Origin of the sequence: Tropicimonas sediminicola (genome assembly GCF_900188335.1) — a bacterium.
In the GTDB taxonomy this organism is placed as follows: Bacteria; Pseudomonadota; Alphaproteobacteria; order Rhodobacterales; family Rhodobacteraceae; genus Tropicimonas; species Tropicimonas sediminicola.
On sequence record NZ_FZOY01000006.1, the window covers coordinates 35244 to 48154 of the forward strand.

Here is a 12911-nt window from a genome sequence, read left to right on the forward strand (position 1 = left end):
CCGGTCAGTCGAGCCCGTAGGACGTCGGGTTCACCCGCAGGGCCTTGCCTCCGCTGGACACGCGGATCGGCACGCCGGGGTGGCGTTCGCCGGTTGCCACGTGGCGCAGAATGACCGCACCCTTCTCGGTCTCCACGGCAAAGACCTCGCCGCCAGCGCGCAACGTGCCACCGCCGGCATCCGTCACGGCGTCGATTTCCGCAGTTGTCAGTTCGATGGGGCTGCCGATCGCATCGAAGCGATAGATGATCTTCGGGTCGCCCTGCCACGTCGGCGCGATCACCGAGGTCACGTCGCCATCGGAATCCCGCGAAGCGGCCGAGGCGGGGGCGGCCGCGGCAATCGCGAGGCCGACAGCCAGGCTGAGGCAAAGGAATTTGGTCATTGCAAGTCGCTCCGTCCTGTAACGATACGTGGCCCCAAAATCAGAACCGGACCAGGGTCAGACCTGCCGATCCGGTCAGGCGCGGGCCGTCGCCGCTGTTTCCGGTCAGGTCCCTGACGCCGAGCCTAACAGATATACCCGTGCCGGGGATCAGAAATGCTCCCCCAACGGTCAGATTCCGCCCGTTCCAGTCCGCCACGAAATTGGCGCTCGGGGTCACTTCCACCGAGATCGCGCCGAAAACGCCCGTGGCGCGGTTCGGCTTGCCCTCTGCAAGGTCGCGTTCGGTCATGTCGGAAAACCGGCCGGAGCCCACGCCCAGCGTCGCCACGCCGGCAAAGGGCAGGGCGGTGTGCTCTGGGTCGAAGGCCCAGCTTCCGACGCCGTAGTAGCTTTCCTGCCCATCGGTCTCGGCGACGGCCAGGTTCTCGCCGCCCACGGCCACTGAAAGCCCGTCCCAGAGATAGCGGCTGACCTGGAAGGCGGCGGAATAGCGGTCGGTGTTCCCGGGATCGGACAGGTCATTGATCGCGAGCCCGAGCGAGACGCCGACGGTCTCGAACGCATTGCCGAAGCCCACACCAAGTGACAGCCCGCCATCGGGCTCGTCGGTATAGGGAACCCGACTTACCCCACCGACGGCCACCCCGAAGGAGACGCCGCCGCGCTGGTTGGAGAAGATTGCCGGACCGTAGCCGGAGGGCACCGTGAGCGTCTGGGCCGCGCCATTCGGCAAGGCGACCTTGTTGGCGCGGTAGAGATCGGCAACCGCGCGAGCCTCGATGTCGGATGATTGTCGCAGGGCGTGCCTGAGCTGGCGCTCAGAGCCGATGTCCGGACCAAAGGCAAAGCGCCCGGCCTCGGCGTCGAAGGTCATCACGCCCTGCGCGACGAGCCGTTCGACATCTTCCAAGGGGAGGGTGAATCCGGCGATCGTCACCGCATCGTACTGGCCGTCCCCGCGGAGAGCGTCCAGGCCAGCGGCCTCAGCCGCTGCAAGGCCGGGCAAAAGGGCCACCCCTGCCGCCAACGCCATCAATGGAAACCCGCGCATCCTCGAAATCCAGCAATCGAAACTGCGCACGTTACAGCACATCCCCGGGCGCCGGCATAGCCCGCGCCCGGTCCTGGCGTCTCGCGGACCCTTGGAGCCGTTTCCGCGCTACTTCTCCGGAATGAGCCCGCGCGGGCTGAACCGCAGCACCAGCAGCAACACGACGCCCATGGTCAGCAGCCGGATATGCTGCACGGAATCCAGCAGGTGGCTCTTCAGGCCGGACCCTTCGGGCAGGGGCAGGGTGAGCAGGCCCATGATCGCGCCGCCGATCGGTTCCACCTGGATCCAGAGCCACCAGATCAGGAAACCGCCCAGCACCGCACCCCAGTTGTTGCCGGAGCCGCCGACGATCACCATCACCCAGACCAGGAAGGTGAAGCGCAGCGGCTGGTAGGTGCCGGGAGTGAGCTGGCCGTCGAGCGTGGTCATCATCGCGCCTGCCATGCCGCAGATCGCCGAGCCGATGATGAAGATCTGCAGGTGCCGGCGGGTGACGTCCTTGCCCATGGCCTCGGCCGCGGTCTCGTTGTCGCGGATCGCCCGCATCATCCGACCCCATGGCGAATTCAGCGCCATCTGGGTCAGCCAGATCAGCACCAGAAGCACCACGGCAAAGAGCCCTGCATAGAGCAGCTTGACCCAGAGCGAGGAGGCCGCGGCCGGGTCGAGCCCGAGCCAGGTGGCATTGGCGACGAAATCGGCGCTCTCCTGCAGGTCGACCTCGTAGGGGACAGGGCGGGGCAGGCCGACCACGTTCTTCACCCCGCGGGCCATCCAGTCCTCGTTCTTCATCACGGCGATGATGATCTCCGCGATGCCGAGCGTGGCGATGGCCAGGTAGTCGGAGCGCAGCCCGAGCGCCGTCTTGCCGATCGCCCAGGCGGCCCCTGCCGCGAGCAGCCCGCCGAGCGGCCAGGCCAGCAGGATCGGCAGGCCCATGCCGCCGAGGTAACCGGTGGAGGCAGGATTGACGGCCTCGATCAGGTCGCGCGCCGGGTCGAACAGCATCCGGTACAGGATGAATCCGACGAGGAAGATCCCCAGTACGGCAAGGCTGCGGTTCCGTCCCTTGGGCATGCGCTTGTAGGTGAGCACCCCGGCGATGACGGTGGCGGCCCCCATCGCCAGCGCGGCGATCATGCGCAGCCCGCCAGCTGCCCAGGCCTCGCCCACGGGCGGCATGGACACCAGCACGGTGGCAAGCCCGCCGAGCGCCACGAACCCCATGATGCCGACGTTGAAGAGCCCGGCATAGCCCCACTGGATGTTCACGCCGAGGGCCATGATCGCCGAGATCAGACCCATGTTGAAGATCGCGAGAGCGGTGTTCCAGCTCTGCAGGACACCGGTGCCGATATAGAGCAGCGCAACAAGGCCGAAGAGGAGGAGGTTCTTGTTCATACCGATTTCCCCTTGAACAGACCGGTCGGCTTGAAAATCAGCACGATGACGAGGATCGCGAAGGACACCGCGAACTTGTAGTCGGTCGACAGGAGCTGGACGAGCCCGTCAGGCGCGAGGCTCTCGGGCAGCACGTAGGTCGCCACCTTCTTCCAGGCATAGGTCAGCATGACCTCGGAGAACGCAATCACGTAGCCCCCCGCGATGGCGCCCAGCGGGTTTCCGAGGCCGCCGACGATGGCGGAGGCGAAGATCGGCAGCAGAAGCTGGAAATAGGTGAAGGGCTTGAACGCCTTGTCGAGCCCGTAGAGCACGCCCGCCGTGGTGGCGAGGATCGCGGCGAGGATCCATGTCACGCGCACGACCTTTTCGGGGTTGATGCCGGAGAGCAGCGCGAGGTCCTCGTTGTCGGAATAGGCGCGCATCGACTTGCCGGTGCGGGTCCGGTTCAGGAACCAGAAGAGCGCGATCACCGCGATGATCGTCACGATGATCGTGAGGCCCTGCGAGGTCTTGAAGGCGAGCCCCTCGTCGAGACCGGTCATCTTCTTGAAGTCACCGGCCTTGATGATGAAGCGCTCGCCGTCATTGAACTGCTGCTCGTCGACACCGATGATCACCCTCACGATCCCGTTGAGGACGAACATCACGCCCAGAGAGACCATCACGAGGATGATCGGCTTGGCCTTCTGCTTTCGGTAGAAGCGATAGACCCACTTGTCGGTCAACAGCATCATGCCGGCGGTGAAGGCGATGCCGATGGGAAGCGCGAGCAGGGCGGTCGGCAGCGGGCTGATCGACAGGCCCATCGCCTGGAAGGCCCAGGTAAACAGGATCGTCACCATTGCGCCAAAGGCCATCGTGTCGCCGTGGGCGAAGTTCGAGAAGCGCAGGATGCCGTAGATCAGCGTCACCCCCAGGGCGCCGAGCGCGAGCTGGCTGCCATAGGCCGTGGCCGGGATGATGACGAAGTTGAGAAGCGCCACGAAGGCGTTGAGAATATCCATTATTCCACCTCCCGGCAGGTGCCGGAGTAGTTCACCATCATGGCGTCAGCTACGCCGTGAGTGGAGAAACGGGCGGCATCGCCATGGATGGTGAGCATGGCCGGGCCGAAACCGCTGGCGAAGCGGATGAGATTGCCGTCGCCAAGCGGCGCCGCGGTTCCGTCGAAATCGCCATCGACGGCGGACAGACGGGCGATGTCGCCCTCGAGCCGGACCGTCATGTCATAGGCGCTTTCGGCACAGGCCTCGGTTTCGAAGCATTCGCTGGTGAACTGGCACTGAAATGTCTGTGCAAGGCTGGGCCCGGACGAGACGACCGCGGCAATGATCAGGGGCATGGCTTTCATCACGTGCCTCCCAGGAAGGTGCGGCGCACTTCGGGGTCTTCCAGAAGGTCCTTGCCGGTGCCCGTGTGGGCATTGCGGCCCTGCACGAGCACATAGCCCTTGTCTGCGATTTCAAGCGCTTGCCGGGCGTTCTGCTCCACCATCAGGATCGAGATGCCGGTGCGCGCGACCTCGATGATACGGTCGAAAAGCTCGTCCATCACGATGGGCGAGACGCCGGCGGTTGGCTCGTCAAGCATGAGCACGGTGGGCTGGGTCATCAGCGCGCGGCCGACGGCGACCTGCTGGCGCTGTCCGCCCGAGAGCTCGCCTGCGGCCTGTCGGCGCTTGTCCTTCAGGATCGGGAACAGCTCGTAAACCTGCGCCATCGTTTGGGAAATGTCGTCTTCGCGGAGAAAGGCACCCATCTCGAGATTCTCCTCGACGGTCATCGAGGTGAAGATGTTGTTAGTCTGCGGAACGAAGGCCATGCCCTTGCCGACACGGTCCTGCGGCGTGAGCGCGGTGATGTCCTCGCCGTCGAGCCGCACCGCGCCTTCGCGGACGTCGAGCATGCCGAAAACGGCCTTCATCGCGGTGGATTTTCCGGCGCCGTTGGGGCCGACGATCACGGCGATCTGGCCCTTGTCGACCGCGATGGTGCAGCCGTGCAGGATGTTCGGGCCCTGGCCATAGCCACCCGACATGCGGTCGCCGATCAGGAAGGGTTCGCTCATTGGCAGCTCATTGGTTCGTGGGAGCGGACGCGCGCGGCGTCCCTGGACGGGAGCGGGTGCGGCGCGCGGCGGTTCATCCGGCAGCGGCCCCGGCCTTGGCCCGGTTCTTCAGGCCGGTCCCGAGATAGGCCTCGATCACGCGCTCGTCCTGCATGATCTCGGCGGCCTTGCCCGTGGCGAGCACCTTGCCCTCGGCCATGCAGATCACCGGGTCGCAGAGACGGCCGATGAAATCCATGTCGTGCTCGATCAGGCAGAAGGTATAGCCGCGCTCCTCGTTGAGCCGGATGATCGCGTCGCCGATGGTGCGCAGCAGGGTGCGGTTCACCCCGGCGCCGACCTCGTCGAGGAACACGATCTTCGCATCGACCATCATCGTGCGGCCGAGCTCCAGGAGCTTCTTCTGGCCGCCGGAGAGGTTGCCGGCCTTCTCGTCGGCCAGGTGATCGATTGTCAGGAATTCAAGGACTTCGTCGGCTTTCTTGCGCAACGCGGCCTCTTCCTGTGCGATCAGGGACCGCTTGAACCAGGTGTTCCAGAGCGTCTCGCCGGATTGCCCGCCAGGCACCATCATCAGGTTCTCGCGCACGGTCATCGAGGAGAACTCGTGCGCGATCTGGAAGGTGCGCAGAAGCCCCTTGTGGAACAGCTCGTGCGGCGGCAGGCCGGTGATTTCCTCGTCGCCCATGAAGACGCGGCCCGAGGTCGGCGGCAGCACACCGGCGATGACGTTGAAGAGCGTGCTCTTGCCGGCGCCGTTGGGGCCGATCAGGCCGGTGATTGAGCCCTCGGCGATCTCGATCGACGCGCCGTCGCAGGCGTGGAAACCGCCGAAATGCTTGTGGAGGTTCTCGACCCGTATCATGCACTTTCCCAGGTTCTGCCCGACTTTCTGGCAGGTGGTCTTATGTCAGGCAAACGGCCCGGGGAAGGACCCGGGCCGCCTGTCGTTACGTCAAGTATGTCCGGACGGCAAGAGGGCCGCCCGGGACGCGAGGGATCAGCGGTAGCCGACCGTCTCGAACTTGCCGTCCTGGACGACGACCTCGCGGAAGTTGCCCGCGGATTCGCCGCCGCCGATGAACTCGACCGCGGTCGCACCGACGTAGTCGATCTCGCCGCCACCGGCGAGGATCTCGAGGCCCTTGGCCAGTTCACCCGGCAGGATCTGCTCGCCCGGCGCGTTGGCGACGTCCATCACCTTGTCCTTGTAGACCTTGGGATCGCTGGAACCGGCAGCCTGCATGGCCAGCATGATCAGCGCCGCGGCGTCATAGCTCTCGCCCGCGAAGATCGAGGTCGGATCGAAGGCGTCGCCCACGACTTCGGCGAACTTCTCGGCGCCGGGGCTGTCGGAGCCCGGAAGCTGGCCGGCGGAGCCGTCGACTTCGCTGCCGAACTTCTCGACCGTGGCATCAGAGACCATGCCGTCCGGGAAGTGGAACGTTTCGAAGGCGCCGGTGTCGATCGAGGCGCGCACGATGCCCGCGCCGCCTCGGTCGGCATAGCCGGCAACCACGAGCACCTCACCGCCGGCGGAGGCCAGCGCACCGACTTCGGCCGAGTAGTCCGCCTTGTCGTCCTCGTGCGCCGCGACGATGGTCACGGTGCCGCCAAGTCCCTCGAAAGCCGCCTGGAAGCTGTCGGCAAGGCCCTTGCCGTAGTCGTTGTTGGTGTAGGTCAGCGCAACTTCGCCGACGCCCTTCTCGTTCAGGATCTCGGCCATCACCACGCCCTGGCGGGCGTCGGACGGGGGCGTGCGGAAGAACAGGCCGTCATCCTCGGCGGTCGACAGCGCCGGCGAGGTCGCGGAGGGCGAAATCATGACCATGCCGTTCGGGCGGGCGACGTTCTGCAGCACCGCGCCGGTCACGCCGGAGCAGGCGGCGCCCACGATGCCGTTCACGCCATCGGAGGTGATCAGACGCTCGGCCGCGGCGGTCGCGGCGGCGGCGTCGATGCAGGTCGAGTCGCCGCGCACCGGGGTCACGGTGGAGCCGTCGAGCAGCGCGCCGCTCTCGCTGACTTCCTGGATCGCCAGTTCGGCGCCAGCGCCCATGTTCACGGCCATGGATTCGATCGGGCCGGTGAAGCCCAGCAGCACGCCGAGCTTGATGTCTTCGGCCATTGCGGCAGGGGCGAGCATGGTTGCGGCACTCGCCAACAGCAATTTCTTCATTGGTGGTCTCCCAGTTGGATCTCTTGTCCGGTCGCCACGTTATGGGGCATTTGTGGAAATGGGAAGCGCCAGAGATCGCGGTGCGCAGGCTCCGGCAGAGGCGGAGGGTCGCACCGCAAGGCAGCTATTGCTGCGCCGCCCGGGACAGGGGGCGCCGGAAACCGGAGGGAACGATGCGCCAAAAGATGTTCGCCGGCCTGATCGCCGCGACGGTTTTCCTGTCGACCCTTCCGGGCGCGGCCCAGGAGCGCGTCTCCGTCTTCGAGGATTATGCCGCCTTCGACAGTTTCGTCACGGACATGGTCAACAGACGCGCTTTCGGTGCGCTCCTGCAACGGATGGGCGGGGGCGACCGACTGACGCTCGCGGACGTGCAGAGGATCACCGAGCAATCGCGTCAGAGCTTCCCGCAGGATTTCGAGAACAGCGAAGTTCTTCGCACGCAGGATCTTGGCAACGGTTTCTCGCAGGAAGCGCGGGCTTTCTGGGTCGGCGAGACCTATGCTTTCGTCTATATTCTGCTGCACGAACGCGACGACGGGCTGGTCGTCGTGAACTTCGCGATCCACGCGTCGCCGGCGCCGGTGCTGTCGATGTTCTGAGGCGCGATCGGGAAGGGATTGGCATGGAAAACGGGAGTGAGCGATGAGAACCTTGGCTTGTGTGGTAGCCGCGACGGCCGCGCTGGCGGCAATTCCGGCGGCGGCCGGCCCGGACCTGGAATGCAACGGCTCAAGCCAGATCGAGATCTCGGAATGCGTGAACACCGCGCTGGAAGCGGTTGATAAAGCGGTTGAAGTTTCACTTGGATTCGCGATGGGAGCGGCCGGTGAGCTCGACTCCGTCACCGGGCGCGCCAGTTCCGTTCCCGCGCTCGAAGCCGCGCAGGCTGCCTGGTCGGCCTATCGGGATGCCCATTGCGAGCATGTCGGCGCCACCTACGGCGGCGGCAGCGGTACCGGGATCGCCATCGCTTCCTGCCGGGTGATGCTCGGCCGGGACCGGGTCGAGGTGCTTCTGAATCTCGCCAACTAGGCGGCGTCAGATCGACAGCCGCGCCGCCTGCGCGCCGCGCTCGCGATAGGGCGTGGTCTGGTAGTGCGCCCGGTAGCACTTGGAGAAGTGACTGGGCGAGGTGAACCCGCAGGCCAGCGCCACGTTGATCACGCTCATGTCGGTCTGCATCAGCAGGTTGCGCGCCTTCTGCAGCCGCAACTCCATGTAATACCGCTTCGGACTGCGGTTCAGGTAGCGCCGGAACAGCCGTTCGAGTTGCCGCGTGGACAGCGCGACCTCGGTGGCCAGGATCGACGGGCTGATCGGCTCCTCGAGGTTCTGCTCCATCATCTGGATGACCTGGCTCAGTTTCGGGTGCCGCACGCCGATCCGGGTCGGGATCGATAGCCGCTGGGTGTCCTGGTCCGTGCGGATCGAGGAATAGATCAGCTGGTCGGCCACCGCGCCGGCCAGCTCCTCGCCGTGGTCGTCGGCGATGATCTTGAGCATCAGGTCGATGGAGGCCGTCCCACCGGCGGTGGTGAACCGGTTGCCATCCATCACGAAGACCGACTTCGTGAGTGTAACGTCTTCGAACTCCTCGGAAAAGCTGTCCTGGTTCTCCCAGTGGATAGTGGCCCGCTTTCCATCGAGCAGGCCGGCCTTGGCGAGGGTGTAGCTCGCGGTGCAGAGCCCACCCATGGTGGCGCCGCGCCGGGCCTCGCGCCGGATCCAGTTCAACAGCCGCTTGGTCGTCGCGCTCTGCACGTCGATGCCGCCGCAGACCATCACCGTATCCTCGCGGCTCACCTCATCCAGATCCATGTCGAGCATGAACTCGACCCCGTTCGAGCAGGCGACCCGTTCTCCGCCCTCGCCGGCGGTCAGCCAGGAATAGAGCTGCTTGCCGGACATCCGGTTGGCGATGCGCAGAGGCTCGATTGCGCAAGCAAAACAAAGCATTGTGAACTGATCCAGCAGCACGAAGATGAACCTCCGCGGGCGTCCGGTATCCGTCGTGACTTCGACGACCGGCACGGGAGTGGTGTCGCTGGATTCCATGAGCCCTCTCGCAGCATCGTTTTCACATCGAAAACGGAAATCCCTGCCGCCGCAAGAGGTAAGGCCATGCCCCCGCGTCCCGCGCGCGACTGCCGAACGAAAGTTGCGCCGCGAATGCGCCTGACGTCCGAACATTTCCCGTTTCCATCCCGGGACGTCTTGGATATACACCGCGGACTGACAAAGATCTCACCCCTGGAGGACGACATGACACGGGTCTGGAAAAAATCTGACTGGCGCGCCAAGCCGCGGGTACAGATGCCTGACTATCCCGATTCCGCCGCATTGGAGGCAGTCGAGGCGCGTCTTTCCAAGTATCCGCCGCTGGTCTTTGCCGGGGAATCCCGCAAGCTGCGCGCCGAGCTGGCCAAGGCCGCCCGGGGCGAGGCGTTCCTGTTGCAGGGGGGCGATTGCGCCGAAAGCTTCGCCGAGTTCTCTGCCGACGCGATCCGCGAGACGTTCAAGGTCATGCTGCAGATGGCCGTCGTCCTGACCTACGGCGCGAAAGTGCCTGTGGTGAAGGTCGGCCGGATGGCCGGGCAGTTCGCCAAGCCGCGTTCGGCGCCGACCGAAGCCAAGGGCGGCGTGGAGCTGCCGAGCTACCGCGGGGACATCATCAACGAGCTGGAGTTCACCTCCGAGGCCCGTATCCCGAACCCTGAGAAGATGCTGCAGGCCTACACGCAGGCTGCCGCCTCGCTGAACCTGCTGCGCGCCTTCTCGACGGGTGGTTTTGCCGATATTCACCGCGTCCATTCCTGGACGACCGGCTTTGCCGAGGCCGACAAGGCGGAGCGCTACCGCGAGCTGTCGAACCGCATCTCCGACGCGCTCAGCTTCATGTCCGCAGCCGGCCTGAACTCGGACCGGATCGCCACGATGAGCACCGTGGATTTCTACACCAGCCACGAGGCCCTGCTGCTGGAATACGAAGAGGCGCTGACCCGCGTCGACTCGACCACCGGCCAGACCATCGCCGGCTCGGGCCACATGCTCTGGATCGGTGACCGGACCCGTCAGCCGGACGGCGCCCACGTGGAGTTCTGCCGTGGCGTGATCAACCCGATCGGCCTGAAGTGCGGCCCCTCGATGACAACCGAGGACCTCAAGGTGCTGATGGCCAAGCTCAACCCGGAGAACGAGGCCGGCCGGCTGACGCTGATCTCGCGCTTCGGCGCGGGCAAGGTCGGCGAGCACCTGCCGCGCCTGATCGAGACCGTGCGGGAAGAGGGCGCCAACGTGGTCTGGGTCTGCGACCCGATGCATGGCAACACGATCAAGTCCGCGACCGGTTACAAGACCCGGCCGTTCGACCGGGTGCTCGGCGAGGTGCGGGAGTTCTTCGCGGTCCACCGCGAGCAGGGCACCGTTCCCGGCGGCGTGCATTTCGAGATGACCGGCCAGGACGTGACCGAGTGCACTGGCGGCGTGCGCGAAGTGACAGAAGAGGACCTGAGCGATCGCTACCACACGGCCTGTGATCCGCGGCTGAACGCCAGCCAGTCGCTGGAACTGGCCTTCCTGGTGGCCGAAGAGCTTTCGAACCGCCGCGAGGAAGCTCGCGCGGCGATCTAACATCGCCGCGCAAACTTCTATCATTTCATGAAAAAATGCGTTCGCCGGCCCTTGGGCCGGCGTTCTGCTTCATGGGATCAGTCGTTTCAATCGTCGCGCGACGACACGAGGTAGAGATGCGGCTTCCCGGTGCTGCGCGGGGGCCGCGGCGCGACGGGTGCGGGGGTGAATTCCGCAGGCGCCTCCGCCATTCCGTCCAGAACCCCTTCGAGTTTGCCGTTGGTCTGCGCCGGCCAGTGCCCGGCCTCCCGTTCCGTGGGACAAGCGATGCCGGCGATGGGCGTCACACGCGTCTGACGAATGTCGAACCGGCGGGGCGTCCGCCCAACCGGCCCGAGGGTCGGCAGGCAGCCCAGAATGCGGGTCACTTCGCCGAGGTCGCTGCGCAAGGGCAGCAGCAGCAGCGCTGCATCCATCGGCGGTTTGCCGATGCCGCGATCCCCGACCAGCGTCAGCCGGGCCGTGGCCGGTGTGTCGAACACCTGCGCCAGCGCATCGCCTACGGCCTTGCGGGCGTCGGGCAGGAAGAATGATGTCAGCGGCATGCCGCGAACCTCCATGCCGAGCAGGTCGTTCAGGTGCGAACCGGACAGGCGGAACCGCGCGACACCCGGCGCGACGCGTTCGAGGATGAAACAGCGGGACAGGGCGCGCTCCAGCCCCTTGGGGTCGATCTCGGACCGCGCCGGCAACTGCCCGTTGATGCGCAGGGAATTCCAGTAGCGCTCGACACTTTCCAGCATGGGAAACCGCGTGGCAGTGGTGTCCGCCTGCGACAATGCGATCACGCGGTCCTGTTCAGTGACTCCGTCCTTCGACATCGATCCGGCTCCTTCCCCGACACCGGCCCCCTGGCCGGCGCTGTTGCGTTCCGGTCGTCGCGGTGGCGTCCTTTCCGCCCCGTCATGCTTACCGAAACCTTACCCACCTCGTAGCTCGTTAGGACTTCATTTACACCTATTTCGATATCAAATGGTTAACGCGAACAATGCGTTAACCATTTTTCCTCCGTCACGCGGACCGAGTGCGGAAGGCCGTTCAAGCCTCGGTTATGGTGAGGAAATTCCGCTTCGGGCCCCGGCTGCTGCCATGACCTCCGTCGCATGCGTCGACGTCGCAGCTTTGCATCCGGGCGTGAGCTGACGTATCACGGCTGGACCGGTGGCCGACCTGCCGCCGATAAGGAGGAGACTGACGGAATGACGCCGCTTCAACGGGTTGCAGGACACGGGACGCCGCCGCTGAGGCTGCGCGCCGCGCTCCCTTCGATCGGGGAGGCTCCCGCCCATGGTTAACTCGATGACCGGCTTCGCGTCCCGCACCGGGCGGTCGGACACCCATGTCTGGAGCTGGGACCTGCGCAGCCTGAACGCGCGCGGCCTCGATCTCAGGCTGCGCCTGCCGGATTGGGTCGAGGGGCTGGAGCCTGCGCTTCGGGCCCAGATCACAGCGGCGCTCAAGCGTGGCAGCGTCACCCTGGGGCTCAAGCTTGGCAAGGACGGCGTCACCGACGCGCTGACCATCGATCTCGGCGGACTTGAGCAGGCGCTGCAGGCGCTGGCACAGGTCGCGCGCGTCGCCGAGGCCGAGGGGGTGAAAGTCGCGCCGGCGAGCGCGGCGGAGGTGCTGGCGCTGCGGGGCGTGCAGGGGCAGGGGGCGGCACAGGTCGAGGACACCGCGCCGCTCAAGGCGCTTCTGGTTGCGGATTTCGAGCCGCTGCTGGCGGATTTCCTCGCCAGCCGCGCCCGCGAGGGCGAGGCGCTGGCGCGGGTGCTCGGCGAACAGCTCGACCGGATCGAGAGCCTTGCCGCCGACGCAAGCGCGCGGCTGGAGGGCCGCGCCGAGGCGGCCGGTCAGGCGCTGCGGGAGGCGCTGGCGCGGATCGTGGAGAACACGGAGTCCGTCGAGGAATCCCGGATCGCGCAGGAACTGGCGCTGCTCGCGGTCAAGGCCGACATCACCGAGGAACTCGACCGGCTCGGCGCGCATGTCGAGGCGGCGCGGACCCTGCTGACCGAGGAGGGCCCGATCGGACGCAAGCTGGAGTTCCTGACGCAGGAGTTCAACCGCGAGGCGAACACGCTCTGCTCCAAGTCGCAGGACGTGGCGCTGACCCGGATCGGGCTTGACCTCAAGGCGGTGATCGACCAGATGCGCGAGCAGGTCCAGAATGTGGAGTAGCACGA

14 protein-coding genes are annotated in these 12911 nt (G+C 65.9%); 4 read left to right on the plus strand and 10 right to left on the minus strand.

Annotated elements, in window-relative coordinates; genetic code table 11:
* Positions 1-4: 4 nt before the first annotated feature.
* The 8 genes from CHB86_RS15465 to CHB86_RS15500 form a co-directional block, all read right to left on the minus strand.
* On the minus strand, positions 5-385 hold the full coding sequence (locus tag CHB86_RS15465; RefSeq protein ID WP_089233987.1) for a hypothetical protein: 381 nt from the start codon (positions 383-385) through the stop codon (positions 5-7).
* 40 nt (positions 386-425) lie between these two features.
* Complete coding sequence (locus CHB86_RS15470; RefSeq protein WP_176442898.1) at positions 426-1439, minus strand: hypothetical protein; 1014 nt, start codon at positions 1437-1439, stop codon at positions 426-428.
* A 108-nt stretch (positions 1440-1547) separates the two neighbouring features.
* Positions 1548-2843 carry a branched-chain amino acid ABC transporter permease gene (locus CHB86_RS15475; RefSeq protein ID WP_089233989.1) on the minus strand — a complete coding sequence of 432 codons (1296 nt, stop codon included), beginning with the start codon at positions 2841-2843 and terminating at the stop codon, positions 1548-1550.
* Complete coding sequence (locus CHB86_RS15480; RefSeq protein ID WP_089233990.1) at positions 2840-3850, minus strand: branched-chain amino acid ABC transporter permease; 1011 nt, start codon at positions 3848-3850, stop codon at positions 2840-2842. The genes CHB86_RS15475 and CHB86_RS15480 overlap by 4 nt, the downstream gene beginning before the upstream one ends.
* Positions 3850-4197 (minus strand): lysozyme inhibitor LprI family protein, encoded by a 348-nt coding sequence (locus CHB86_RS15485; protein WP_089233991.1) that lies wholly within the window; start codon positions 4195-4197, stop codon positions 3850-3852. The genes CHB86_RS15480 and CHB86_RS15485 overlap by 1 nt, the downstream gene beginning before the upstream one ends.
* On the minus strand, positions 4197-4913 hold the full coding sequence (locus CHB86_RS15490) for an ABC transporter ATP-binding protein (protein WP_089233992.1): 717 nt from the start codon (positions 4911-4913) through the stop codon (positions 4197-4199). Before CHB86_RS15490 ends, CHB86_RS15485 begins: the two co-directional genes overlap by 1 nt.
* Before the next feature lie 73 nt (positions 4914-4986).
* Positions 4987-5778, minus strand: a complete 792-nt coding sequence (locus CHB86_RS15495; protein WP_089233993.1) for an ABC transporter ATP-binding protein — start codon at positions 5776-5778, stop codon at positions 4987-4989.
* 135 nt (positions 5779-5913) lie between these two features.
* Positions 5914-7092, minus strand: a complete 1179-nt coding sequence (locus CHB86_RS15500) for an ABC transporter substrate-binding protein (RefSeq protein WP_089233994.1) — start codon at positions 7090-7092, stop codon at positions 5914-5916.
* Positions 7093-7265: 173 nt separating this feature from the next.
* On the opposite strand from CHB86_RS15500, the gene CHB86_RS15505 reads away from it, so the two are divergent.
* Positions 7266-7694 carry a hypothetical protein gene (locus CHB86_RS15505; RefSeq protein WP_089233995.1) on the plus strand — a complete coding sequence of 143 codons (429 nt, stop codon included), beginning with the start codon at positions 7266-7268 and terminating at the stop codon, positions 7692-7694.
* 43 nt (positions 7695-7737) lie between these two features.
* Positions 7738-8127 (plus strand): lysozyme inhibitor LprI family protein, encoded by a 390-nt coding sequence (locus CHB86_RS15510; RefSeq protein ID WP_089233996.1) that lies wholly within the window; start codon positions 7738-7740, stop codon positions 8125-8127.
* A 6-nt stretch (positions 8128-8133) separates the two neighbouring features.
* Here CHB86_RS15510 and CHB86_RS15515 read toward each other — a convergent pair whose 3' ends face one another.
* On the minus strand, positions 8134-9150 hold the full coding sequence (locus CHB86_RS15515; protein WP_089233997.1) for a GlxA family transcriptional regulator: 1017 nt from the start codon (positions 9148-9150) through the stop codon (positions 8134-8136).
* 207 nt (positions 9151-9357) lie between these two features.
* Between CHB86_RS15515 and CHB86_RS15520 the strand changes: the two genes are divergently transcribed.
* Positions 9358-10725 carry a class II 3-deoxy-7-phosphoheptulonate synthase gene (locus CHB86_RS15520; RefSeq protein WP_089233998.1) on the plus strand — a complete coding sequence of 456 codons (1368 nt, stop codon included), beginning with the start codon at positions 9358-9360 and terminating at the stop codon, positions 10723-10725.
* 86 nt (positions 10726-10811) lie between these two features.
* Here CHB86_RS15520 and CHB86_RS15525 read toward each other — a convergent pair whose 3' ends face one another.
* Complete coding sequence (locus CHB86_RS15525) at positions 10812-11546, minus strand: PAS domain-containing protein (RefSeq protein ID WP_089233999.1); 735 nt, start codon at positions 11544-11546, stop codon at positions 10812-10814.
* Between the two features lie 466 nt (positions 11547-12012).
* Here CHB86_RS15525 and CHB86_RS15530 point away from each other — a divergent pair, with 466 nt between their 5' ends.
* Complete coding sequence (locus CHB86_RS15530; protein ID WP_089234000.1) at positions 12013-12906, plus strand: YicC/YloC family endoribonuclease; 894 nt, start codon at positions 12013-12015, stop codon at positions 12904-12906.
* The last annotated feature ends 5 nt before the right edge of the window (positions 12907-12911 follow it).